Source organism: Thermococcus sp. SY098 (assembly GCF_035621495.1).
In the GTDB taxonomy this organism is placed as follows: domain Archaea; phylum Methanobacteriota_B; class Thermococci; order Thermococcales; family Thermococcaceae; genus Thermococcus_B.
In genome coordinates, this window is the sequence record NZ_CP141821.1 from 148,628 (window position 1) to 170,275 (window position 21,648).

Here is a 21,648-nt window from a genome sequence, read left to right on the forward strand (position 1 = left end):
TAGTGAGAATACTCAAATCACTTTGTGGACAGAAAAAATGAGCTGAGGGCAATAAGGGAAAAACTGTCCGCAAAGGTTGAAGGGCTTTTAAATGCAGAACTCACGTCGGAAAAACCTCCAGAAGCTCAGTCTTTACGCCTTCGCAATCGAGATGATAAAACGGGAGGACTTTGAAAGGCTGGGAGAAGTGAAGAACTTTAGCTTCAATAAATCAACCCAAACAGGAACAGCGGAATTCTGCTGTTTCCAGTGAGCAAGCCATCAGTGGCTATATAGTCCGGCTTTTGGTATCTGCCCTTCCTTTCACCACCCACTTCTATTACCCACTCTCCTACTTGGAAATCAGGCGTTTTCTCACCTCTCTTTCCTTTCAGATAGCAAACCTCACTTACCCAGCGAACGTGATTAATGAAGAACTCCTCTCTGAGGGCACCGATATTCACAGAGAAGCCCTTTTTTGCAAAGAATTTTCTCAGCGGAATTGTGAGGTAGAGCTTTGGCTCCTTTCTGATGCTCTTGCATGCTTGGACTGGATAAATCAGCCCCGCTTTTGATAAATCCTCAACAAGCCTTATCGCCATGTTTTTGGAGATGTCAAGCTCGTTGGCTATTGTTGAGTACTTCACCTCAAAGGGAGCCGACTTTGCCACCAAATAGAGGAGCTTAAATGCATCAGTTTCGTACTTCACATTTATCTCCCTGAGGGACGAAAGATCCTCAAGGATAACCTTTCTGATAGAGTTTTCAAGCGCATCATAGAAGCCGCTCTCAGGGTAGAGCACCCCTCCTTTTCCCATGTATTCTTTCCAGAGAGGATGAAGTTCCATGTACATATTTGTCAGGTCAAATGACTTGGAAAGCACTGTTTTCAAAGATAGCCTCGGAATGCTAAAACCTCTCTTTATGTTAAGCCACTCCCTAAAGGAAGCGGGGGGAAGTTCCTTTAAAACAACCCTACGGGATAGATCAGCGCTTAAGTGTAATATATCGATAGCAGAGGAACCTGAGAAAAATATTCTAACCTCGTGCTCATCGTAAAGAGTTTTTAAGTCCTCAGACCAGTTGGGTTTTCTGTGTATCTCATCAACGAAAATGTTTCTGTAGCCTAATTCTGCGAGAGATTTGACGATTTCATAGATGGAAAACGGTTTAATCAGCGTAGAATCCGCTGAAAAATAAACGCTTTTTTCAGTTTCATTTGCCAGCTGGAGCAACAGGACAGTTTTGCCAACGCCCCTAATGCCTTTAATGCCTATGTAGTACTCTTCATCTATTCTTCTGAGCTCGTTGTACAGAAAGCGTTTTTTAGGAAACTTTCTTACCCACATCATCAGCCTTCTGCTGGTGGATAGAATGGATGTTAGTATCTTCTCCTCCATGTGTTGTTGTTGATTCTCGTTATTTATAAACCTTGTCCTTATGTGAGAACGATATGCATGCATTTTGTTTTTATGTAGAGACAAAATGTTGTGTTATTAAAACTGACCGCGGTGATGTTTCTCTTTAGTTATGCATAACCACTACATTGTGGAACTGCGGGTTTGTCATGAGCTTCTTTTCTCCAGCTCCTTCTTCAGCCTTAAGTACTCTTCATGGGCTTTCTGCCTTCTTTTTTCTTCTGCCATTCATAAATTGAGGCAAAAACAAAGCTAACCCCAAAAGCAGCAGAGAGTTGATACAGCAATTCGCTGTTTATTGGGAGGACATCTTCATCGTCGGGAATTTTATCGTGGTCTCTGTCGTAGAGCGGATTCACAAACACATGGTATTCATCGAAAATAAGCTTTCCATTCGGAGAAATCTGAAAGTATCCAATTGGTATATTGTAACGGACGATAACTTTTCCGTTAGTGTCGAGGATTGTAAAGGAATCTGCTTCGCTTAAATAGACATTCCCATTCCTGTCTATGTGAGCGTAAAAGTTGTAAAATGCAACGTTGTCCTTTTTGAAGATGACCTGATTCTTCGGAGACACCTCCTTCGTCCACACTCGGTTGCCGTTCATGTCAAAGAGACCATACCAGTTGCTTCCCCTCATTAAAATGTAGCGACAGTTTGTATCCAGTGCGGATACGTCATTTTCAAGCTTCCAAAGAAAATCTCCGGAGGATGAAAATACCAGTACTTCGTATCTTCTCATGTTTTCACTACTCACTATGATCAGCTTCTCACACGAAAGTATCCTGTAGGGATTTCCCTTAATAGTTTTCTTCCAAAGCAGATTGCCGTTAGTGTCGAGGGCAAAGATATTTTCTTTGTCAATTCCAAAAATTCTGCCATTGGAGTAAGTCAAGGCGAAAGCAGAAATATTCCGCCGCCAGAGAAGCTTTCCATGGAGGGAATACGCAGAGACAAAACTTTGTGTCCGTATCGTTGAGCCTTCTATGCTGAGAATTTTTGACTCACTCACAAACAGGGTGTTGTTGGCAACTGCAAAGGAATACACCTTAAACTCCGTTTTAAACCTCTTTAAAAGCTCTCCTCTCTCTGAAAATATCATAACGGTGCTTCCCTCGTTTGAAAATATGCTCAAATTTGTCTCAACTACCACAAGCCTGTCACCATAAAACTTGCCTCTAATCATCCCGCCATTGGTGAATCCATTAAGACTCCAGAGAGGCTCATTTAAATATGCTTGGCTTTTTATGTAGCCATAGTACCCCATGAGGGGGATAAGTGAAAGCAGAATAAAGCCTCCTAAGAAAATCTTCATCCATCTTCTCATTACCACTCCCAGAAATATTGAAAATTCACGCTTAAAAAGTTTATCTCACTCAAGCTCCCCGATCATCGCCATTATCTTCCTATGTAACTGCTTGATCAACTCTCTCCTGTCTTCCATAAGCACAACATCACTTGAACCTATAACTTCAAGGTTGAACGCAAATGGACTCGGCAGCTCATTTTGTTCAAAAACGACTTTTATCTTCCCTTCTCTAATCCAGCTCAAAAATAACTCGGCATTTTCTATGTCCATCTTGTCCTCCATAATCTCACGATAAACCTCTTTGAGAAGCGGGAAGTCTGGATAATTCTTCTTGAGGAGTCTCAACAAGGTCTGGGCATTTAGCTGCTGTCTGCTGAGGCTCTTCTTCCTCCCCATGTATCTCCTCAGAATTAAAAGCCCCCTGTTGGCAACGTGCCTGAATCTCCTCTTCAAAAGCTCCGTGTTGTCCAAAGCTTTCTTAAGGGTTTCCCTTAAATCCCCAAGCTGGAATAAAGCCCTAATATCCTCTTCACTCAATCTTTTCTCTCTTGGCAGAATCAGCATGAAGCCGTTATCGCTTATGGCGATTCCCACGTTGCACCTTTTATTTTTGCTCACGAGGTAAGCAAAAGCCCTGCTCAAAGCTTCATTTGCTCTCCTCCCTATCAGCGTGTGGAAGAAGTACTTCGCCCTTCTCTCCTCTAAAACCTCCTCAACCAGAAGGATTCCATCATCTGGAATTGTTGAATACTTTGCCTGCTCTCTAAAATAGCTCAAAATTGCTTTGGCAGCTTTTTCATCTATTTTGTACTTCTCCATTAGGATTTGCTCTGCTTTGGGGTTGTTTAAGAGTTCTTTAACCTCTTTCCTGAATCTCTGCACGTCTAAAGCCAAATCAAAGCTCAAAGGCAACATTTCAGAGAACCATGCTGGGATCGTTGGCTTTGCCCCTTCTTTAGGCTCCACATAAATTCTATTCCCCCTTGACTTTTTGAACTCGTACGTCCTTCCAGCCAAGACAAAAATATCTCCGGGCATCAAGCGTTCAGCAAACTCCTCCTCAACCGTACCAATGAACCTCTTATCCAGTGTGTAAACTTCGATTTTAGCCTCATCTGGAATTGTACCTGTGTTCATGTAGTAGATTGCCCTTGTCATCCTGCCTCTTCTTCCGAACTTGCCCTCTTTTTCATCGAGCCAGATCTTAGCATAAACCTTTTTCTCCTCAAGTCCAGCATATTCTCCCGCTAAATATCTAAGAACGCTCATGAAATCCTCAAACCTTAGACTGCGATATGGATAAGCCCTCCTCACAAGTTTATAAGCCTCTTCAATACCCCAAACTCTCTCCAGAGCCATGCCGAGAACATGCTGGACAAGAACATCGAGGGGATTCTGCGGAATTTTAATTCTGTCCAATCTCCTATTCCTTGCATTGTATGCCAAAACGGTACATTCAACTAAATCATCCCTATCCAGGACAAGGATAATCCCCTTGCTGACTTCATGCAGTCTGTGACCCGCTCTCCCTATCCTCTGCAGAGCCCTGTTTACACTCTTTGGTGAACCGATTAAAACAACTAAGTCAATGCTTCCGATGTCTATGCCCAACTCAAGCGAGGTTGAGCTATTTTTCGAAATAAAACCATTAACAATGTAGTTTCCAGTTTCAGAGTTCAGAATACCGTAAGCGTCAGTTATGAAAACTGATTCAACGGATTCAATTCTATCAAAGAAAACGTCCCCCTTGGCGAGTTTTCGAAGCTCCTCAATCTCAGGAATTACGCTCTCTATCTTCCTTTCTCTGGCAACCCCCTCGTAAAAATCGAGCAGTTTTACTAAGCTTCTTCTGCTGATTTCACGGGTTCCGAGTTCGACTTTCATGGGGTTATACATCCTCATCTTTTGAAGTCTGTAAGAGCTGATGCCAAGCGCTTCCCGGAGCTCTCTAAGGCGCTTGCCAATTTCTGGAATCACATCGAAATTCGAGTATCCCTGTTCCTCTAATTCTGTTATTCTTTTGAGTTCAAAACGCCAAGGTTTGATTAGCTCTCCAAATTTCCTGAGGTACTCCCCTCCCAATATGGCAATGGTGTAAGACGTTCCTTTCTTTTTTATCTTCCTCCCCTTGAAAGATTGTTGTTCGTTGTAATGCCTTCTCCTGATGGAGGCAACGATTCCGAGCTGGAGCAAAAGATTGCGTATCCCTTCGGCGAACTCGGAGTTGAACGTAATGAAGCCTGCAGAATACACACGTCTATTGTCTTTTATCTCAAGGTATCCGTCGCCATCAAAGTAGCCAGAGAGAAACTGAGCCTTGTGCTCTTTTGGAAGGCGGTAGAGTATCTCCGGAAATCTGCCATTGATGGATTTCTTGCCACTGTTGCCCACGAGCCCTTTGAAGAGATGAAGAAGCACGTTAAAAGAAAGCTCAAGGGAGTATGTGCTCTCGTTTTGCTTTCTTATACTTCCTTCGATTCCAAGCGCTTCCTTAGCGAGATTAGCGTAACGCTTGAGCGTCTCCAAATCGCTGGAAAACAGCGTTAATGTGTTGCTTTTCCATGAACCGTCGGCAAGCCAGAAACCAAGCAAACGAGCCAGAGCAGGTGTGAATCTCTTTGGCAGTTCGTACTTGTTCTTGTCTGAGGTTATTTTCACAACGTTGCTTTCTTCAATGCTCATGCCCACTTCTTTGAGAATCAGCTTTAGTTTTTCCCACCTAAACGGATACCTCCCTCTGAGCTGTTTTGACAGATAGTCCCTGCTCGTGCCTATCCATTCTGCAAATGCTTTAATTGAGCCGAATTTAGCTTGAATGTTCTTCTTAAGCTCCTTTAGAAAGTCCATTTGGAGATGTAAGTACGCCGAATCAGGTAGGATTTCAAAAATTGGTACTTCTTCATCTGGACTTGGCAACTTGCGCAGGATTCCAATATAGTCTCCGGGTTTAAGCTTCTCTGCTTCAATCCATATGAGTTTTCCATCCTTTATCGTCAGGAACTTATGTTCTCGTGTGGCTTCAACTTCAAAGCCGAGCCTTGTTTTAAGTTTAATTCCCCTCGAATTGTATTCAATCTTATGAATTCCCTCAAACTCTACAAAACAACTCTTTGTTCCTTGAATCCCCACTATCACCTCGTTATTTTTAACTCTATCGATTCTTCTGATCCCCTTTGAAGTAACGACTTTAGAGTGACCTGGAACACATACAACAGCCTTAAGTTCCCCCCTCTTCAGTTTCTCCTCTACTTCAAGTCTAACATCTCTTGAGAGGCTCGAGTGGTGGGCTTCAATTAGTTCCGCATATTTTGGGAACTTTTTCTTAAGATGATAGGCAACCCTCTCAGCACCGCTCCTTGTATTTGTAAAGATGAGCGTTGTCCTGTGCTGCTCAATGAGCTCATCCAAGCGCTTATACAAGGCTTCACTTAGTGTTGTCGCATCTGCATATACCAAATCCCCAACAACGCTTTCTACTTTGATTTCCGTCTTTTTGGCAAAGGAAACATCTACTATTAAACCACTTCTCGGAGTTCCGTCATCGTTGAAGCCGAAAACAAATTTAGCAACCTCTTCGAGGGGATGAATAGTAGCACTGAGACCGATTCTAACGAAATCGCCGGCTAAATTCTGCAGTCTTTCAAGGCTGAGCATTAAATGGGTTCCCCTCTTGTTCTCAGCTAAAGCATGGACTTCATCGACTATGACGTATTTAACCGTCTTTAGCCTCTCGCTGAATTTTGGAGCGTTCAAGGCTATGGCTAAGCTTTCTGGTGTTGTAATCAATATGTGAGGCGGCTTTTTAACCATTTTCTGTTTTTCATAGCTTGAAGTGTCGCTTGTTCTCACTGCTACTCTTATTTCCGGCAGGTCATAGCCCATCTCCTGAGCAACTTCCCTAATCTCTCTGAGGGGCTCCTCTAAGTTCCTTCTAATGTCATTGTTCAAAGCCCTGAGGGGCGAAACATAAAGAACGTAAATTTTATCCTCGAGCTTACCCTCCTTCCCCAATAAAATAAGCTCATTTATGGCAGCAAGAAAAGCTGATAAAGTTTTTCCGCTACCCGTTGGCGAAGAAATGAGAACATTTTCTCCTTTGTGGATCTCAATAACTGCATATCTCTGAGGAGGTGTGAATGTTTCAAACTTTCGTCTAAACCACTCCCTAACCGGATCAACTAATATCTCGTAAATTTCCTCATCGGTGTACTCTCTCTGGGCAAATCTTATCATCGGACTAACCTTTTTAGGTTTGATTTTTAAACCCTTCGGTTGGTCAAATAAACTTTTTAAATCAAAAAACTAAACCTCAATTGGGTGAGTTCATGGAGACCCTAAAGAGAGTTATCGAGGAGTTTAATAAATATCATGGCAGTGAAGCTCAAGCTAAAATTATCAAGGCCGGGAGAGATGAGGTTATCATTGAGTTTGATGGCTCATTCTGTAAAACCTGCGGGCTTTACGATTACTTTGAGGACATAAAGTGGGAAGCAATGAACTTTGGATTGAATATTGAGCCTGTTGAAGTCATAGAAAGCGAGGAAGAGTTTGAGAGGGGAAGATATTTAGTGAAGTATAAACTCAAGAGCGAACAATCTTCTCAACAAGTTCAACAACCTTAGGAACGGCATTTTCAACCTCTCTACTCAATTTCATCCCCAGTTCAACTTCTTTGGCAACTATCCCTATAAAATGAATCTCTGCTTTTGCTAATCTTTCATCCAAAACCATCATCAGCTTTAACCCGTCAATCGCACCCATGAAATGGGCGCTTCTTATCTCAGCTTTAAGCTTCTCAAAGACTTCCTCACCCTTCAGATGAATGATTTTTCCGGGCTCAAATTTTTCACTCAGAATCGCATCAACTATCACAATCTTCTCCTCTCCGTTGTAATAATTTTGGAGCTTAAAAATATCAGTCCCAACCTCAAGGACATTGTATCCTTTTTCTGCTAAAATTCTCCCTATTTTAAGCCCAACACCATCGTCCCTCATGAGCTCATTGCCAAGAGCGAGGATTAGAGTTCTCATAAAACCACCAGAGATAAATTTAGAAAAGAAAATTTAAAGCTTCACGATATGAACTGAACATGAAATGCACGGATCAAAAGCCCTGACAACCATCTCTGAGAGGAGCTTAAGCCTATCTGGGTCGTCTTGATAATGCTTCTCTGCCATCATCCTAACGTGACGCTCCATTATTGCCAAGTTCATTGCAGTTGGAGTTATTATGTCAGCATAGCTGACTCTTCCATTCTTAACTTCAAGGGCATAAACTAACAGTCCTCTCGGTGCTTCAGTGATGCTGACTCCAAAGCCGTCTTTAATCTCAACTGCATCTCTTTCCCTGATTGGCCATCTGGCTAAAGTTTCATCAATTATATCGATAGCCTTCTCCGTGAAGTAAACAAGCTCAAGTGCCTGTGCAAGGTTGTTGGCAAAGCAGTTGTCATATCTGAATAAATCCTTATACTTCTCATAGAGGGCTTTTGCCCTTCCATAGAGCAGATCAGCGTTGTTCACGATTCTTGAAATTGCACCGACCATGAAAGGTTTTCCTTTATAAAAGCTGTGCTTTGCAAAGCTGTGTTCAACAACCCTCTCAACTATCCATTTTTTGTAATCCTCTACCGGAAACTCAAAGCCGTCGCTCACTTTTACATAATCTCCATAAATGCCGTAAATTCCGCCTCTTGGCTTAATTGCCATGTGAACGTTTTCCTTATCCTCAACTTCCCTAAACTGCTCAAGCTTTGCAAACAACTCCACTGTATATTCTGCCAATGGGAGGGTCTCTTTAAGCTCCCTTCTCAATTCTTCAAACTGTGCCCTGCTTGGAAGCTTTCCAAAGCCACCTAAGATAGCGTTCTCCTGATGAATTGCCCTTGAACCGAGGACATCCATGATCTTTGAGCCGATGTTTTTGAGCTTCATTGCGTATTCAATTTCTCTCTTATATCTATCAACCATGCTAAGCGGATCTGGGTAGCCAAGATAATCCGGGAGAACTAAGAGATACAGGTGCAGTGCATGGCTCTCAATCATATCTCCTATGTAGAGCAACTCCCTGAGCTTTTGAATCTCTTCTCTTGGTGTGAATCCAATGGCTTTTTCCGCTGCTTCAAGGGCTGTCAGCTTGTGGGCAGCTGAACAGAAGGAACAGATTCTTGGGTAGACAGCTAAGGCTTCATCAAGCTTCTTTCCGATGGTTATTGCTTCAAAGAACCTTGGACCTTCAATGATGTTAAGCTTCACCTCTTTGACTCCCTCATCTCCCATGACTATCTCTATTCCACCTTTGCCCTCAACTCTCGCTATATGATCAACGGTGATTGGAATATACATCATTCACCCTCCTCAAAAATTTTGTTAACCATTTCCTCGAGCTTTGGATTATGAGCATTGAAAATCCTCATCCTGTCAAGGATTTCCTCCTTTGTGAAGCCTTTCTTCTTGAACTCCCTTGCCAGTGAGTCGAACCATGCAACATCATAACCAACGGCTCCTCTGCATCCTATGCACGCAACGTCATAGGCCGGACACCTTGCATCACAGCCTGCCACTGTAACTGGACCCAGACAGGGTTCACCTTTTTCGATGAGAATGCAGGAGTTGCCTCTCAGTCTGCACTCGACGCATACGGGATAATCAATGTCCTCCGGCCATGACCCCACTAAGAAGGTTCCCAATGCATAGAGAAAGTCTTTCTTTTCTGGTGGGCATCCGTAGAGCTTGTAGTCAACTTTTATAAACTTTTCAACTGGTTCCGCCATCTTTGGCTCAAATTTGACCTTTCCGTCTCCATAGACTGTCTTCCAGAGCTGCTCAAGTTCTTTTTCCTTACCCCAGCTCTGCACTCCGCCATGAACTGCACAGGACCCAACGGCAACTACAATCTTCGCCTTTTCCCTAATTTTTCTAACGAGTTCAACTTCTTCCTCTGTTGAGACGCTTCCCTCAATGAACGCTATATCAACCTCTCTCTCCTCACTGCTATCTCTGCTCAGCATATACCAACACTCGATTTTTGCTTTATCAATGAGCTGAAGTATTTCATCCATCATGGCAAACTGTAGCTGACAACCGTAGCATGATGTGAGAGCGTAAAATCCTATCCTAATCTTCCTGTTTTCCATTTCTCCTCACCTCAGTCGAGCAAGCCTGGTGTTGAAATTATGTCGAAGTATCCAAATACTGGACCATCTTTGCAGATGTACTTCCAAGAAGTGCTTGTTCCAACGTTGCAGTGGCCGCATTTGCCAATTCCGCACTTCATTCTTCTCTCCAACGTGACGAAAATGTTCTCTGGTCTATATCCGTAGTTTATGAGGGATTCAAAGACTGCCTTGTACATTCTTGGGGGCCCACAAATGGCGACAGCTGTCTTCTTTGGGTTTGTATTGGCTTCAACAATGAAGTTCTGAGGCCTACCCTTCAGTCCGGGCCATTCGGGATCTCTTGTAACACTTTGGATGATCTTCACATTTTCAGATTCTGCCAAATCTTTCATTGCCTCAAGTTCCTTGTAGAAGAGAAGATCCTTTCCATAACGAGCTGTGTTGATGAAGGTTATGTTTCCGTACTTCCATCTGTTGTCCATTGCGTAGAGGAAGACGCTCCTAAGAGGGGCAGTACCGAGACCAGCTGCTATCAAAAGCAGATCCATTCCCTCCCACTCATCAACGGGGAATCCATTTCCATAAGGCCCTCTTACCAGAACTGTATCTCCGGGCTGCAATCTGTGAACCACTGTTGTAACTCTCCCAGCTTTTCTTATACAAAGCTCGAAGAATCCCTTTCTCATTGGTGAGGAGCATATGCTTATTGGAACTTCACCAACCCCAGGAATTGTCAGCTGAACAAACTGCCCCGGCTTGAATGTCCAGGTCTCTGCTATCTCAGGATCTTCAAACCTAAAAAGGAACAGCTTTTCTTTATCTGTGAGCTTGTAAACTTTCAAAACCTTGACCTTTTCAAGAGCGTAGGGGTTATCACCATGGACAATTTGGGTGGTGGTCATCATATTCCTTCACCCCTAATATTGCTTGCATAGGCGAATCCTCTCTTTGGAATCTCCTCACTCATTTCAGGAGGACATGATTTCTCTTCAAAACCAAGAATTGTCCTTAGGTTCCTTACGAAGCTTATTCCTGCAGGACAGAAGTATGTGCACCTTCCGCATCCAACACAATAGCTTATGCCAAGCTTTTCATTGTATGCATTCTTGCACAAATAGCGGTTCATAAAACGGGATTTCTTGGTTGGTCTAAAGTTATGTCCCCCAGCAACCAGGCCGTGGCTTCTCAGCTGGCATGAGTCCCATCTTCTAATCCTAACTCCAGTGTCGCCATCAAGATTCGGTATATCTTGAACATCATAACATCTGCATGTTGGACAAGTTAGGTTACAGTTTCCACACCCTAAACAGAGCTCACTCTGCTCATCCCACATCGGGTGCTCCATTTCAAGCTCAAGGAGATAGCGCAGGTTTCCCCAATCTTCATGATATCTGAATGATTGGTGTCTCTTCTTTTCAAAGTCCCTAAAGTTACAGATATCTTGGGTTGTAACCTCCTCAAAGAGCTTTATGTTCTTGTCAACAATTCTGTGTCCCGTTGGAGTGCCGACTCTCACGAGCCATCCATCTGGAAGCTCGTGAAGGAAAAGATCAAATCCGTCATCTGCAAAGTCTGTCTCCCTCAGGTTGCAGAAGCAGTATTCATCTGGCATACAGCTTATTCCTATGATGATACCTTTCTCCCTGCGGATCTTATAGTATTTATCTGGGAATTCATCAAGGTATATCGTGTCCATAATCTTCAGCCCAAAGATGTCACAGGCATGAAGTCCAAAGATCACAAAGGGTTCAACGTTCTCAACAACTTCTTCATATTTAGCCTTTGATATGCTGAACTTAAACATCGTTTCTCTTGGCAGGAAGAAGAACTTCTTAGGTGGCATTATGGTTCTGTTGTAATGGAATTCAATTTTCCTGACATCATCTATCTCTCTGAAGTCATAAAACTTCTCTGAGATTTTTACGGGAGCATACAGCTTACCAAAGTTTTTTAAACGCTCCAGAAATTCGTAAACATTTTCCTGTGGCAGCTTCACATACCTCATAGAGATCCCCTCCCCATGAACATCATTATGCATATGCTCATTTTTGTACCTCCTCAAAGGAAACTACGGTGGGGAATAAAAAAGCCTTTCTAAACCCTTAGCTTGTTAACCAAAGGTTAAAATGTATCTGTTTGCTTCAATCTCCTGTAACTTCTACAAAAATCGCTCTTTGCTGTAGTATATGGTGGAAAAATGAACAGGATAAGTGGCGAAGGACAAATGATGTTCATTGTTGTTCTTAGATATTCCACCTTTGGTTGAGAAAGCTTCGTTTAAAAAACGCTTTTATAGCCTTAGTTGAAGAATGTAAAATGACACGAAGTATTCATTTGGACATAAAAGCACCTTATAGCCCAAATAAGTACTTAATTGAACAAAGTGATGCTGAAATGCTGAGAAGTGAACTGTGTATAGGATGTGCAGCATGTGTAAATGCATGCCCCTTTGATGCTATTGGGATAGTTGACAATAGCAAAAGAGTAATTCACTTCTCTCCAGAAAAATGCGGCAACTGTAGCTTTGAATGCAATGATGTGTGTCCAACAAGGGCAATAGAGAGAAGACCAGATAAAATAACCCTGGAATTTGAATATGCCTTCTGCCTCGAATGTGGCAGAAGATTAATGCGAACTAAGAAAGAGGCAGAATATTATGCTCAACAGTTGCTTAAAATGGGCGAAAAGGTCGAATTTGCATTTATCTGTGATGAATGTAAGATGAAAAAGATTTCCTCTGTCTCTGACAAATACTCAGGCTACCTGATTTAGGGGGTGAAGTTAAATGAAAGGTATGAGGTTCGCTTTCTTATGTAGGGAAAAACCTGAGCCCACGGGAAAAAAAGTGGCAATAATTGGTGCAGGGCCGGCTGGATTAAGTGCTGCTGGGTATTTAGTCTGCCACGGACACGAAGTTCACATATACGATAAGCTACCGGAACCTGGTGGATTGATGCTCTTTGGAATCCCAGAGTTTAGGATACCGATATACAGAGTCAGAAAGGGGTATGAGGAGCTCGAAAATGTATTTGAAGTAAAGTTTTTCCCCAGAACCAAAGTTGCCTTTGGAAACGAGGAGGAGGAAGGAGATGAATTTGTGGAGAATGTTGTAAACTTCAATGAGCTGGTTGAAAAATATGACGCTGTTCTTATAGCGACGGGAACCTGGGAGTCATGGATGCCAAACATTGAGGGTGTCGAGTTGGAGGGGGTCTATCCGGCTTTGGACTATCTCTTCAAAATCAAATCAGCAAAGCTCGGGCACATGAGCTGGGATGAGGTTCCTCCAATTGAAGGAAAACGAGTTATGGTGGTTGGAGCAGGCCATACGGCTGTAGATGCCGCTATGGAGAGCCTACTCCTCGGAGCAGAGAAAGTTTACATGAGCTACAGAAGGACCATAAGGGAAGCTCCTGCCGGTGCTTATGAGATAAACCTCCTTAAGCAGAGGGGAGTTAAGTGGCTCGAACTTACGGTTCCTGTGAGGATTGTTGGTGAGTACGGCAAAGTTGTCGCTGTTGAGTTGCAAAAATGTAAGCTTGGAGAGCCAGACGAAAGCGGAAGGAGAAGACCAATTCCGATTGAAGGCTCAAACTTCCAAATCGATGTGGATTACGTAGTATTTGCAGTTGGGCAGAGGCCAACACCACCCTTTGCTGGAGATGTTGGAATTGCCGTTGACAAGAAGGGCAGAATTGTAGTTGACTCAAGACACATGACAAGCAGGGAGGGAGTGTTCGCTGCTGGTGACGTTGTTATCGGACCATCAAAGGTCGGTAGAGCGGTGTTAGATGGTCTGCTGGCTGCTGAAAGCATGCACATGTGGCTTCTTGGGAGGTGATTAAAATGGCAAGGAGGATTCTTCACGTTGATTACAGTCTCTGTATTGGATGTGAAACCTGTCAAAGTGTTTGTGATTTCCTCCACCATGGAAAACCGAATATAAGGATTTACTACACTGAATCCGGTTTGCCAATCCCAATAAACTGTAGGCACTGTGAGAAAGCCCCATGTATGAACGTATGCCCATCAAATGCTATCTACAAGGACACCGATGGTGCGGTAATCATTGACCCCAAGAAGTGTATTGGCTGTCTGATGTGTCTTGCCGTTTGTCCCTTCGGTGCTCCAAGCTATGAAGCAAGACTTAAGGTGGTCACAAAGTGTGACATGTGTGCTGACAGAAGAAGGGTTGGCTTGGAACCAGCATGCAGTGAAATGTGTCCAGCAGAAGCAATATTCTTTGGAAGACCAGAGGAAGTTGAAGACGAGATCAGAAGGAGAACTGCAGAAAAGATTGCAAGAGAGAGGATCTCCTCCACTGTTATGGAGAGCATTGGAAGAATTCTCTGAAAACATCTATCAGCTTTTCGTTTTCTTCTCTTTTTCTCACACTGAAACGAACATATTCTGGCAGGCCAAAAGAGGTGCAGTCCCTAACTGCTATTCCTTTCCTTCTGAAGAATTCAACTGCTCTCTTTGCATCTCCGACATTTTTTATGAAGAAGTTAGCATCGCTTTTGACATCGAGGGCTCTTTCAATGCGCTCTTTTTCTTTCCAGATTAGAGGCATAGTTTTTTTCAAATGCTTAAACTCATCTTTGATAACGAACTCCAGAAACGCATAGCCTAAAGAGCCAATGCTCCAGGGCATTCTGACGCTTTTAAATGCACTATCAAAGCCAATGACATAGCCAACCCTGATTCCAGGCAAACCGTAGCTCTTCGTGAATGTTCTCAGCTTTACAACGTTCTCCCCTTTCGGGCTTCTGGCATCTTTAACGAAGTCTATGAATGCCTCGTCTAAAACCAGGAGTGAATCTGTATCTTCCACCGCTTGAATTAAAAGCTTGAGTCTTTTTGGCGGGTAAAATTTGCCATCTGGGTTGTTTGGATTGCAGAAGAAAACAATGCTACTCTTTGTAACAAATTCAGCCAGTGCTTCTGGGTTATTTGGGCCTTTGATAACCTCAGCGTTAAAAATTCTCGCAATTCTTTCATATTCCTCATAAGTGTGCTCCGAAATGATAACCCTGCGCTTCTCCCTCATGGCAAGGATGCCGAGGAGATAGAGTGCTTCGGTGATTCCAGCCGTAACTGTTACTTTTTCGTCAATCAAATTCGAAAGTTCCTCTTCAAGCTTTTCCCAATAAATGTAGCGTTTGCTTAAGGCATTAGCACGTTCAAACATCTCATCTACCCATTCTGGAAGGTAGGGATTTAAAGAGGCGGAAAAATCTAACAGTCCCTCCTCTCTTGCACCGCCGTGATGAGTTTTAAATTCAACTGGTTTAAGCATCATATTTCCTCCAACAAGCTGATTACAGCGTTCTTTAGTTCGGGAAGCTGCTTTTTAATAATAACCCAGACTATGCTCAAATCAACGCCAAAATAATGGTGAATGACTACGTTTCTTAATCCAATCACGCGCTTCCATGGAATTTCAGGATGTTGTATCCGTATATTCTCGGGAATGTGTCTGGCGGCTTCTCCAATTATTTCCAGATTTCTCAAAACAGCATCAACAGTTTTTCTGTCTTTTGTAAAGGTTTCGAAATCATATCCCTCTGTATACTCCTCAATCCGTTCAATACTTTCCAGCATGTCTTGAAGAAAAAGCCTGTAGTTCCTCTTAGACATAAACAATGTCCCTCCTAATTTGTTCCCACAACCTTTTTCGGTTCAATGCGGCGTTTTTAGTAATCAAATCAACCCTAATTCCAAGGATTTCCTCAAGATACTCTTTTAGATCTACAATCTCCCAACCAATTGGTCTCTCAAACTCAACGAGAATATCAACATCACTAAGCTCATCAGCTTCTCCTCTTGCATATGAGCCAAAGATTGCAATCTTTTTTACACCAAATCTTTTATGCAGTTCATCTTTATGCCTGCGCAGAATTTCTTCAATCTCCTCAATGGACTTCATCATTACCCCCATTTGTTATTGCACAAAAAATGATTTAACGATTTCGGAAACGAATACAAATGCTATCCATTCTCCGACAACAACCCAATAAATTCTCAAAGCTCTTCTAATATCCTCCAATGCGGGTTCTTTCCCCTCAAATCTATAAACACCTTTTTTCTCAAGCCAAATTCCTAAAACGGCACTCATAGCTGATATTGGCTTATCAGAGTTTAGCTTGAACTTAGCTTTTTTCCAGTATTCTATGACCTTCCCTGGATTAAAAGGCAGGAAAAGCAAAACAGTAATGCGAGCTGGAATGAAGTTGAGCAAATCGTCTAAACGAGCGGCAAACTTGCCGAAATAAAGGTACCGTTCATTTCTGTATCCGATCATGGCATCAAGGGTGTTTACTGCTCTATAAATTAGGGCACCATTCAGTCCAAAGATGAGATAATAGAATAGAGGGGCAACTACGCTGTCCGTCATGTTTTCAGCTAAGCTTTCAATTGCTGCTGAATTTAAATGAGCCCTATCCAGCTTTGATACATCTCTGCTCACAATCCAGCTGACATACTTCCGCTGCTCCTCAATATCCTCACGTATTGTGTTTTTCACGTGCTGGGCGAGGCTTTTGATGGCGAATGAGCTCTTTAGGAGGTAAACGCTCAAAGCAAAACTTATCCATCTATGTAAAAACTCTGGAAGCCTCGAAAGCGCAAAAGCAACCACAATCACAAATAGGGAAGCAAAAGTTCCTGCAACAAAATCTAAAGCTGGACTCCTTCTTTTGTAATCTCTATCAAAAAAACCTATCAGCCTGCCAAACCACACCGTAGGGTGAAGAAAAACGGGAGGCTCACCCAGAGTTAAATCCCAGATGATCGCGAGTATTAATATCCCGAGGTGCTCCATGTTCCGTATCTGGATATTTTGTCCTTTTAACTTTTGGGATTGATCATCATATCTTCTTTTTTCATCAGCAGATCCTCAAGATCAAACACCAGAAAACCATTTTCCAAAAAATGTTCCTTATCTTCAATAGTTCTGGCGATAACCCCTAACCGGAGGCTTCCGGTAAGTGGCAAAAGTTTGGACTTTCTCTCAAGCTTCCTGAGGATTCTTGAGACATCGATTTTTCTTAGGTCGCTCCACTTAACTTCAAACAATGCGATATTTTCTCTGTCATACGCAACAACATCTATTTCCTCCCCCTTATGCCACCATCTGCCTATCCTCAAGGGCTTAAAGCCCAGATTTATCCGCTTAACGAATTCAAGGGCTATCCTCTCATAGGTTTTTCCAACAAGGGATGGGAAGTTCCTTTCCAAATCATCACGCACTAAATCAGGGTTCCCTTCCTCCAGGTATGTGTAGTTGTGATAAACAAATCGGAACCAGAAGTTGAAGAACTCATCAGCTACTCTGTAAGACACTTTCCTTGTCTTTCGTGGGTCTTCGGTGACGGGTACTTCCCTCCTCAAGTATTCGTAATGGTTCGTCAGCTCGCTGAGATACTTGCCAACGGTAAGAAGCTTAAGCCCGGTCTTGTCGCTTATTTCCTTTGGCGTAACATAGCCAAGGCTGACAGCTTCCAGTATCGAGAAGTATGAGCGGTAAAATCTGCCAAACTCAAGCTTAAGTGTATTTAGCCCCTCCTCACGGAGGGGGGCAAGCTCATCAAAAAAGAGGCTGTTGAGAGTTTCAGCCACGTTTCCTGTGTAGTACCTCTTCAAGTAGAGAAGGTATCGAGGCATGCCGCCGAGAGCGGAGTAAAGCTCAACAAAATGATCAAGGGACACGTTAGTAAAGGTGCTAACAAAACCATAAGCGGTCCAGAAGTCAAACGGTCTCAGCTTTATCCATTCATCGACCCTGCCAAAAAGCGGTTCCTTGTTATCCATAAAAATGCGCTTCATCATACCAACGTATGATCCCACCGCAATGAACATAAGATTGGAATTCTCCTTCATGTCCCACAGCTTTTGAAGAGAAGAAAAGAAAGAGGGCTTAACTGAGCGGAAGTTCTGGAACTCATCAAATACAACGATAAGCCTTTGCTCCTTGGAAAAGCTAAGCAAAAATTCAAAGAGCTCTTCAAGGGATGAAAATCTTGGTGTAAAGTAGCTCGGAAGATATTTACCAAGAACTGTTTTTACCTCCTTCGAGTATTCCTCAATCAGCATTGCTTCGTCTTTCTCCCCAACAAAAAAGTAAAGACCGAGCTTATTCTTAAGGAACTCCCTGACAAGCGCTGTTTTTCCCACTCTTCTCCTCCCATAGATGACGACAAAAGTTGAATCCGGATGAGCATAAATTTTTTCAAGCTTCTCAAGCTCAGCCTTCCTATTGTAGAACATATTACTCACCAAGTATATTACTTATTTGGTAATATTTAAGCTTTTCCTTATAACCTCATACTCCTCAAGCATCTCACCATTTGGCTCTCTTAAGCCTCTACGCACATACCAAGCCGGATGTCTCAAATAGACAGCATCAAAGCCAACTCTTTTCAACGCTTTTTCCGCCGTTCTCCCAAGGGCAAAAATGGCTTTAGGCTTAAGAATTTCAAGCTCTTTCTTGAGAAGAGATAGTTCCCGCTCATCAAATCCTTTGAGCTTATTCTCTGGAGGATTGCATTTTACAACATTTGTGATATACACAAAATCAGGATTAATTCCGAGAGAAAAGAGAGCTTTCCTGAGCAGCATTCCGGAAGCATCTCTGTAAAAGCATATTCCAGTATATCCACAGCCTTTCCTTCCTGGAGCTTCTCCAACCAAAACAACCTTTGAACTAACCCAGCCATTGGCAAAAGGCAAGCCCTCAAACCTCTTAACTTTAAGCTGGTATTTGTAGTATTCCTTGTGGCAGAACTTGGTGGGGTTTTTAAGCAGTTCATTGTACAGTCCTACAAGTTTGAGTGCTTTTTGCTTATCTTTCTCGTTTTTAACCAAAAAGCGCTCTTTTGGATTGTAGATAGTCTTAGCATAGATTCCGTAAGTTTTCTCATCTAACGACAGCAAATCCCTCCAGTCCCTCAAAAATAGCGGCATGGTTTTATAGTTCCTTGGATTTATGTAAATGTCGCCGATCTTTTTTAGACGTTTAAATTCCAGCAGCATGAATATAAATCAAAACTCGCATTTATATCAATGATGGTCAAGCTGGACTACTTTACAATCGGCACGAGCAGCCACGTGAGCGGTCTATGCCACAGCATAATTAGGGGAGAGGTCTTCACAACCTGCTCACTCGGCTGTGTTTATTGTTACGCGAGATGGTATCGTAAGGATGGAAGTCCTAAGCCCATTTTTGATGTTTTTAGATTAATCAAAGCCTTAGGAAATCTCGTGGAAGAGAACATTCCAGTAACTCCGGTTAGATTCTCAGCTTTAAGCGATCCATTCCAGCCTCCAGCTAAGATAACACTCAAAGCGCTTAAGTTGGCATACAAGCTCAAAGTACCAGCAATTGTGAATACAAAGCTCTACCCATCAGAAAAGCACCTCAAAGTCCTTGAAGATTTGGCGTCTGAAGGTTTGTTGGTTCTTCAAGTTAGCATAAATGCAGAGAAAGATTCTAAGGAAGTTAGAATCCTTGAACCTTTGGCGAGTCCAATTGAGGAGAGATTAAAGCTGGTGAAAAAAGCAAGTGAAGTCGGAATTCCGAGTGTAGTGAGGATTCAGCCATTAATCCCTGGATTGAGTGATAGGGATGTAGAAAACCTTTTAGATGAAATCGCTTGGGCTGGTGCTAAAATGGTCATAATCGAGTTTCTCAGAATTGAAAGAGAAAATTTTGAGTTCTATAAAAGGCTCTTTTCCACCTATAGTGAAGTTTACAGCGGAGAATGGGGGTCGTATCTGCCGAGGACGCCAAGCGAGGAAGCACCTCTCATTCAAGTTTCCCTCGAGTACAAACTTAAAACTGCAGAATTATTTGCAAAGGAGTCCAAAAGGAGAGGTTTAGCATTTGCAACGTGCAAAGAAGGCATCTTCAATCTTCACGAGCCTAAAACTATTGACTGTTGCGGAATGAGCTTTTTGGAAGTTGAGTGGACAAGGAAGCCGACGCTGTGGGATTTATATCTGGAAGCTTATGAGAAAAGGAAAGCAAGACCTGAGGACTTATGGAAGAGATGCGAGAAAGAAGGACTTTTGTGCGGTGAGCGGTTGAAGTTGTATCCTTCTTGGCTTTCAAAAAGCTTTAAAGCTCATGAAAAGAGACTTAAAAGCATTTTAAGAAAGCCCGAATTGGTCGAGAAGCTTGTTCCTGTCTTAAAATATAGAGAAGGGCATTATGTAATGAATGAATTGATTAATTAAATAATTCTATAATTCCACAATCAAAGACAGCAAAGGATAAAACATCCAAAGCTGCTGTAATTTTTAGGTGATCCTTATGGAAACGAAAAAATGCCCCTTCTGTGGAGGAACCATGATAAAAGGGAAGAGCAAATTTGAGGGACACGCTCAGTATTTCTGGAGGGCCCCATGGAAACATGGTTTAAAAGCGGCTTTTACCGGCACTGTTAAGGCATATCCATGGCTTTGCATTGATTGCGGAGCAATAATTCCCTATGTGGACAAGGCAGAGCTTCAAAAGATTCGTGAAGAGTATGAACAGGTTAAATTGGAGGGCTTAATTTGAGAGGTGTGGCATTCTTTTCAGGAGGCAAAGATGGGCTTTATGCAACGTACTTAGCCGAAAGACAAGGAATTGAAATTCCCTACCTTCTGGCAATGAAAACTACAATCGGCCTATCACCTCACTACGAAAACTTAAGCGAGCTGAAAAAGCTTGCAGATGCAATGAATAAGAAGCTCCTGATCTTCGATATGGCCAAAGGAAGCGAAGCTCTCGCTGAGTTCATAGCATCTCTTGACGTTGATTACATAATCGCTGGGGATGTCCTACTTGAAGATCATTTAAAGTGGGTTGAGTTGCTCGCTGAAAAGAGCGGGACAAGAACTTTAGAACCGCTATGGGGGAGGAACACATTTGAGCTTGCGAAGGAAATAATAAACGCCGGCTTCGAGTACTCAATAATTGCCGTCAATAAGGAAAAGCTCTCAAAGGAGTGGCTCGGCTACACCTTTCGCTCAATTAGAGATTTGGAGCAGTTTTTAAAGGAAAATCCCAATGTTGATCCCGTAGGAGAGTTTGCAGAGTTCCACACTGTGGTTTTAAAGTGTCCGCTATTTGAGAAGAGCTTTGAGCTAAAACCAGAGGAAGTTGAGGAGGGTGAAAGATACTGGTGGCTGAGGTTCAGGCTGGTGAGAGCATGAAAGCTGGAGAAATTCTCCGAAGACTTGAATCAAAAGGCATAACTCTCAAAAAGATGCTCGACACAGCTTTGGAGCTTTACATTGGAGAAGATGTTGAAAGGATTAGGGAGAAGCTCAAGCCTCTGATGCTCCATTATCTCAAAGATGTCAATGTTCAAGCCCTTTTTATGGCGGCATTGCTCCTTGAGGAGAACTTTAAAGTCAAAGGAGATCCAGTTAATTTGGTTGCAGATGAACTGATTGGCATTAACATTGCAGAGTACATCGGTGGAAAGATAGCTCTTTTCAACTTCTTCTACTATGACACCAAAAAGCCGGGAATCTTAAAAGAGCTACCACCGTTTTTGGACGATGCAGTTGGGGGATTCATAGCTGGCTGCATGACAAAGCTCTTTGAACCTATGAATTTCGATTCAGCCGAGACTCCCAGCGGAGGAAGATAAACAGAAATATGAAGAGAATTGTAATGTAATAACTAACCGCAAAAGGCAGAATCCCAGCTAAGCCGAGCGTGTATACAAAGGCGAGAGCCAAAACAACGATGAGCAATATTCGATAGTGTTCCTTCTTCATTGCACAAATAATCGGAGGAAGAATTTTTAAGGCTTTTCAACATTGGATTAA

General features: G+C 42.6%; 24 protein-coding genes. 9 read left to right on the plus strand and 15 right to left on the minus strand.

Features of this window, described 5'->3' with window-relative positions:
• Window positions 1–24 precede the first annotated feature (24 nt).
• Entirely contained in the window at window positions 25–174 is a 150-nt protein-coding gene (locus tag VFC49_RS00790) for a hypothetical protein (protein ID WP_324735765.1), read from the plus strand.
• 29 nt (window positions 175–203) lie between these two features.
• On the opposite strand, the gene VFC49_RS00795 is transcribed toward VFC49_RS00790, so the two are convergent.
• The 3 genes from VFC49_RS00795 to VFC49_RS00805 form a co-directional block, all read right to left on the minus strand.
• Entirely contained in the window at window positions 204–1,379 is a 1,176-nt protein-coding gene (locus VFC49_RS00795) for an ATP-binding protein (protein ID WP_324735766.1), read from the minus strand.
• Window positions 1,380–1,579: 200 nt separating this feature from the next.
• Complete coding sequence (locus tag VFC49_RS00800) at window positions 1,580–2,731, minus strand: hypothetical protein (RefSeq protein WP_324735767.1); 1,152 nt, start codon at window positions 2,729–2,731, stop codon at window positions 1,580–1,582.
• A 39-nt stretch (window positions 2,732–2,770) separates the two neighbouring features.
• Window positions 2,771–6,940, minus strand: coding sequence for a DEAD/DEAH box helicase (locus VFC49_RS00805; RefSeq protein WP_324735769.1), 4,170 nt, complete (start codon window positions 6,938–6,940; stop codon window positions 2,771–2,773).
• Between the two features lie 92 nt (window positions 6,941–7,032).
• On the opposite strand from VFC49_RS00805, the gene VFC49_RS00810 reads away from it, so the two are divergent.
• Window positions 7,033–7,329: a hypothetical protein gene (locus VFC49_RS00810; RefSeq protein ID WP_324735770.1), complete on the plus strand. Its 297-nt coding sequence runs from the start codon at window positions 7,033–7,035 to the stop codon at window positions 7,327–7,329.
• Here the strand turns inward: VFC49_RS00810 and VFC49_RS00815 are convergent.
• From VFC49_RS00815 to hydB, 5 genes are read right to left on the minus strand one after another with little or no spacing between them, the layout of a single operon-like run.
• A complete protein-coding gene (locus VFC49_RS00815; protein WP_324735771.1) occupies window positions 7,289–7,738 on the minus strand; it encodes a hydrogenase maturation protease in 450 nt (149 codons plus the stop codon). The two genes, VFC49_RS00810 and VFC49_RS00815, sit on opposite strands and share 41 nt — an antisense overlap.
• 33 nt (window positions 7,739–7,771) lie before the next feature.
• A complete protein-coding gene (gene hydA / locus VFC49_RS00820; RefSeq protein WP_324736555.1) occupies window positions 7,772–9,052 on the minus strand; it encodes an NADPH-dependent hydrogenase/sulfhydrogenase 1 subunit alpha in 1,281 nt (426 codons plus the stop codon).
• Window positions 9,052–9,843 carry an NADPH-dependent hydrogenase/sulfhydrogenase 1 subunit delta gene (gene hydD / locus VFC49_RS00825; RefSeq protein ID WP_324735772.1) on the minus strand — a complete coding sequence of 264 codons (792 nt, stop codon included), beginning with the start codon at window positions 9,841–9,843 and terminating at the stop codon, window positions 9,052–9,054. The genes hydA and hydD overlap by 1 nt, the downstream gene beginning before the upstream one ends.
• An 11-nt stretch (window positions 9,844–9,854) precedes the next feature.
• Window positions 9,855–10,730, minus strand: coding sequence for an NADPH-dependent hydrogenase/sulfhydrogenase 1 subunit gamma (hydG, locus tag VFC49_RS00830; RefSeq protein WP_013466813.1), 876 nt, complete (start codon window positions 10,728–10,730; stop codon window positions 9,855–9,857).
• Window positions 10,727–11,830, minus strand: coding sequence for an NADPH-dependent hydrogenase/sulfhydrogenase 1 subunit beta (gene hydB, locus VFC49_RS00835; RefSeq protein ID WP_324735773.1), 1,104 nt, complete (start codon window positions 11,828–11,830; stop codon window positions 10,727–10,729). Before hydB ends, hydG begins: the two co-directional genes overlap by 4 nt.
• Window positions 11,831–12,141: 311 nt before the next feature.
• On the opposite strand from hydB, the gene VFC49_RS00840 reads away from it, so the two are divergent.
• From VFC49_RS00840 to VFC49_RS00850, 3 genes are read left to right on the plus strand one after another with little or no spacing between them, the layout of a single operon-like run.
• The gene (locus VFC49_RS00840) at window positions 12,142–12,597 is read left to right on the plus strand and encodes a 4Fe-4S dicluster domain-containing protein (RefSeq protein WP_324735774.1); all 456 of its coding nucleotides are present in this window, start codon (window positions 12,142–12,144) and stop codon (window positions 12,595–12,597) included.
• A 13-nt stretch (window positions 12,598–12,610) separates the two neighbouring features.
• Window positions 12,611–13,666, plus strand: coding sequence for an FAD-dependent oxidoreductase (locus VFC49_RS00845; RefSeq protein WP_324735775.1), 1,056 nt, complete (start codon window positions 12,611–12,613; stop codon window positions 13,664–13,666).
• A gap of 5 nt (window positions 13,667–13,671) precedes the next feature.
• The gene (locus tag VFC49_RS00850; protein WP_324735776.1) at window positions 13,672–14,178 is read left to right on the plus strand and encodes a 4Fe-4S dicluster domain-containing protein; all 507 of its coding nucleotides are present in this window, start codon (window positions 13,672–13,674) and stop codon (window positions 14,176–14,178) included.
• Here VFC49_RS00850 and VFC49_RS00855 read toward each other — a convergent pair.
• From VFC49_RS00855 to VFC49_RS00880, 6 genes are read right to left on the minus strand one after another with little or no spacing between them, the layout of a single operon-like run.
• Window positions 14,150–15,124 (minus strand): aminotransferase class I/II-fold pyridoxal phosphate-dependent enzyme, encoded by a 975-nt coding sequence (locus VFC49_RS00855; protein WP_324736556.1) that lies wholly within the window; start codon window positions 15,122–15,124, stop codon window positions 14,150–14,152. The genes VFC49_RS00850 and VFC49_RS00855 overlap by 29 nt on opposite strands.
• The gene (locus tag VFC49_RS00860; protein ID WP_324736557.1) at window positions 15,124–15,465 is read right to left on the minus strand and encodes a DUF86 domain-containing protein; all 342 of its coding nucleotides are present in this window, start codon (window positions 15,463–15,465) and stop codon (window positions 15,124–15,126) included. Before VFC49_RS00860 ends, VFC49_RS00855 begins: the two co-directional genes overlap by 1 nt.
• The gene (locus VFC49_RS00865) at window positions 15,458–15,766 is read right to left on the minus strand and encodes a nucleotidyltransferase family protein (protein ID WP_324735777.1); all 309 of its coding nucleotides are present in this window, start codon (window positions 15,764–15,766) and stop codon (window positions 15,458–15,460) included. The genes VFC49_RS00860 and VFC49_RS00865 overlap by 8 nt, the downstream gene beginning before the upstream one ends.
• A gap of 3 nt (window positions 15,767–15,769) precedes the next feature.
• On the minus strand, window positions 15,770–16,648 hold the full coding sequence (cbiB, locus tag VFC49_RS00870) for an adenosylcobinamide-phosphate synthase CbiB (protein ID WP_324735778.1): 879 nt from the start codon (window positions 16,646–16,648) through the stop codon (window positions 15,770–15,772).
• Between the two features lie 26 nt (window positions 16,649–16,674).
• On the minus strand, window positions 16,675–18,093 hold the full coding sequence (locus VFC49_RS00875) for an ATP-binding protein (RefSeq protein WP_324736558.1): 1,419 nt from the start codon (window positions 18,091–18,093) through the stop codon (window positions 16,675–16,677).
• Window positions 18,094–18,114: 21 nt separating this feature from the next.
• Window positions 18,115–18,858, minus strand: coding sequence for a uracil-DNA glycosylase family protein (locus VFC49_RS00880; RefSeq protein WP_324735780.1), 744 nt, complete (start codon window positions 18,856–18,858; stop codon window positions 18,115–18,117).
• A 30-nt stretch (window positions 18,859–18,888) separates the two neighbouring features.
• On the opposite strand from VFC49_RS00880, the gene VFC49_RS00885 reads away from it, so the two are divergent.
• The 4 genes from VFC49_RS00885 to cobZ all read left to right on the plus strand — a co-directional run bounded on the left by VFC49_RS00885 (window position 18,889) and on the right by cobZ (window position 21,467).
• A complete protein-coding gene (locus tag VFC49_RS00885) occupies window positions 18,889–20,061 on the plus strand; it encodes a radical SAM protein (RefSeq protein WP_324735781.1) in 1,173 nt (390 codons plus the stop codon).
• Window positions 20,062–20,137: 76 nt separating this feature from the next.
• Window positions 20,138–20,386 (plus strand): hypothetical protein, encoded by a 249-nt coding sequence (locus VFC49_RS00890; RefSeq protein WP_324735782.1) that lies wholly within the window; start codon window positions 20,138–20,140, stop codon window positions 20,384–20,386.
• A complete protein-coding gene (locus tag VFC49_RS00895) occupies window positions 20,383–21,024 on the plus strand; it encodes an ATP pyrophosphatase (protein ID WP_324735783.1) in 642 nt (213 codons plus the stop codon). Before VFC49_RS00890 ends, VFC49_RS00895 begins: the two co-directional genes overlap by 4 nt.
• Window positions 21,021–21,467, plus strand: coding sequence for an alpha-ribazole phosphatase CobZ (gene cobZ / locus VFC49_RS00900; RefSeq protein WP_324736559.1), 447 nt, complete (start codon window positions 21,021–21,023; stop codon window positions 21,465–21,467). Before VFC49_RS00895 ends, cobZ begins: the two co-directional genes overlap by 4 nt.
• Here the strand turns inward: cobZ and VFC49_RS00905 are convergent.
• Window positions 21,424–21,597, minus strand: a complete 174-nt coding sequence (locus tag VFC49_RS00905) for a hypothetical protein (RefSeq protein ID WP_324735784.1) — start codon at window positions 21,595–21,597, stop codon at window positions 21,424–21,426. The genes cobZ and VFC49_RS00905 overlap by 44 nt on opposite strands.
• Window positions 21,598–21,648 lie beyond the last annotated feature (51 nt).

Coding starts and splice junctions, on each gene's coding strand:
- VFC49_RS00845 (WP_324735775.1), top strand. CDS start 12,611: ATGAAAGGTATGAGGTTCGCTTTCTTATGTAGGGAAAAACCTGAGCCC.
- VFC49_RS00890 (WP_324735782.1), top strand. CDS start 20,138: ATGGAAACGAAAAAATGCCCCTTCTGTGGAGGAACCATGATAAAAGGG.
- hydA (WP_324736555.1), bottom strand. CDS start 9,052: ATGTATATTCCAATCACCGTTGATCATATAGCGAGAGTTGAGGGCAAA.
- VFC49_RS00795 (WP_324735766.1), bottom strand. CDS start 1,379: ATGGAGGAGAAGATACTAACATCCATTCTATCCACCAGCAGAAGGCTG.
- VFC49_RS00860 (WP_324736557.1), bottom strand. CDS start 15,465: ATGTCTAAGAGGAACTACAGGCTTTTTCTTCAAGACATGCTGGAAAGT.
- VFC49_RS00875 (WP_324736558.1), bottom strand. CDS start 18,093: ATGTTCTACAATAGGAAGGCTGAGCTTGAGAAGCTTGAAAAAATTTAT.
- VFC49_RS00850 (WP_324735776.1), top strand. CDS start 13,672: ATGGCAAGGAGGATTCTTCACGTTGATTACAGTCTCTGTATTGGATGT.
- VFC49_RS00905 (WP_324735784.1), bottom strand. CDS start 21,597: ATGAAGAAGGAACACTATCGAATATTGCTCATCGTTGTTTTGGCTCTC.
- VFC49_RS00880 (WP_324735780.1), bottom strand. CDS start 18,858: ATGCTGCTGGAATTTAAACGTCTAAAAAAGATCGGCGACATTTACATA.
- VFC49_RS00865 (WP_324735777.1), bottom strand. CDS start 15,766: ATGGGGGTAATGATGAAGTCCATTGAGGAGATTGAAGAAATTCTGCGC.
- VFC49_RS00840 (WP_324735774.1), top strand. CDS start 12,142: ATGACACGAAGTATTCATTTGGACATAAAAGCACCTTATAGCCCAAAT.
- cobZ (WP_324736559.1), top strand. CDS start 21,021: ATGAAAGCTGGAGAAATTCTCCGAAGACTTGAATCAAAAGGCATAACT.
- hydD (WP_324735772.1), bottom strand. CDS start 9,843: ATGGAAAACAGGAAGATTAGGATAGGATTTTACGCTCTCACATCATGC.
- hydB (WP_324735773.1), bottom strand. CDS start 11,830: ATGAGGTATGTGAAGCTGCCACAGGAAAATGTTTACGAATTTCTGGAG.
- VFC49_RS00855 (WP_324736556.1), bottom strand. CDS start 15,124: ATGCTTAAACCAGTTGAATTTAAAACTCATCACGGCGGTGCAAGAGAG.
- VFC49_RS00805 (WP_324735769.1), bottom strand. CDS start 6,940: ATGATAAGATTTGCCCAGAGAGAGTACACCGATGAGGAAATTTACGAG.
- cbiB (WP_324735778.1), bottom strand. CDS start 16,648: ATGGAGCACCTCGGGATATTAATACTCGCGATCATCTGGGATTTAACT.
- VFC49_RS00815 (WP_324735771.1), bottom strand. CDS start 7,738: ATGAGAACTCTAATCCTCGCTCTTGGCAATGAGCTCATGAGGGACGAT.
- hydG (WP_013466813.1), bottom strand. CDS start 10,730: ATGATGACCACCACCCAAATTGTCCATGGTGATAACCCCTACGCTCTT.
- VFC49_RS00885 (WP_324735781.1), top strand. CDS start 18,889: ATGATGGTCAAGCTGGACTACTTTACAATCGGCACGAGCAGCCACGTG.
- VFC49_RS00810 (WP_324735770.1), top strand. CDS start 7,033: ATGGAGACCCTAAAGAGAGTTATCGAGGAGTTTAATAAATATCATGGC.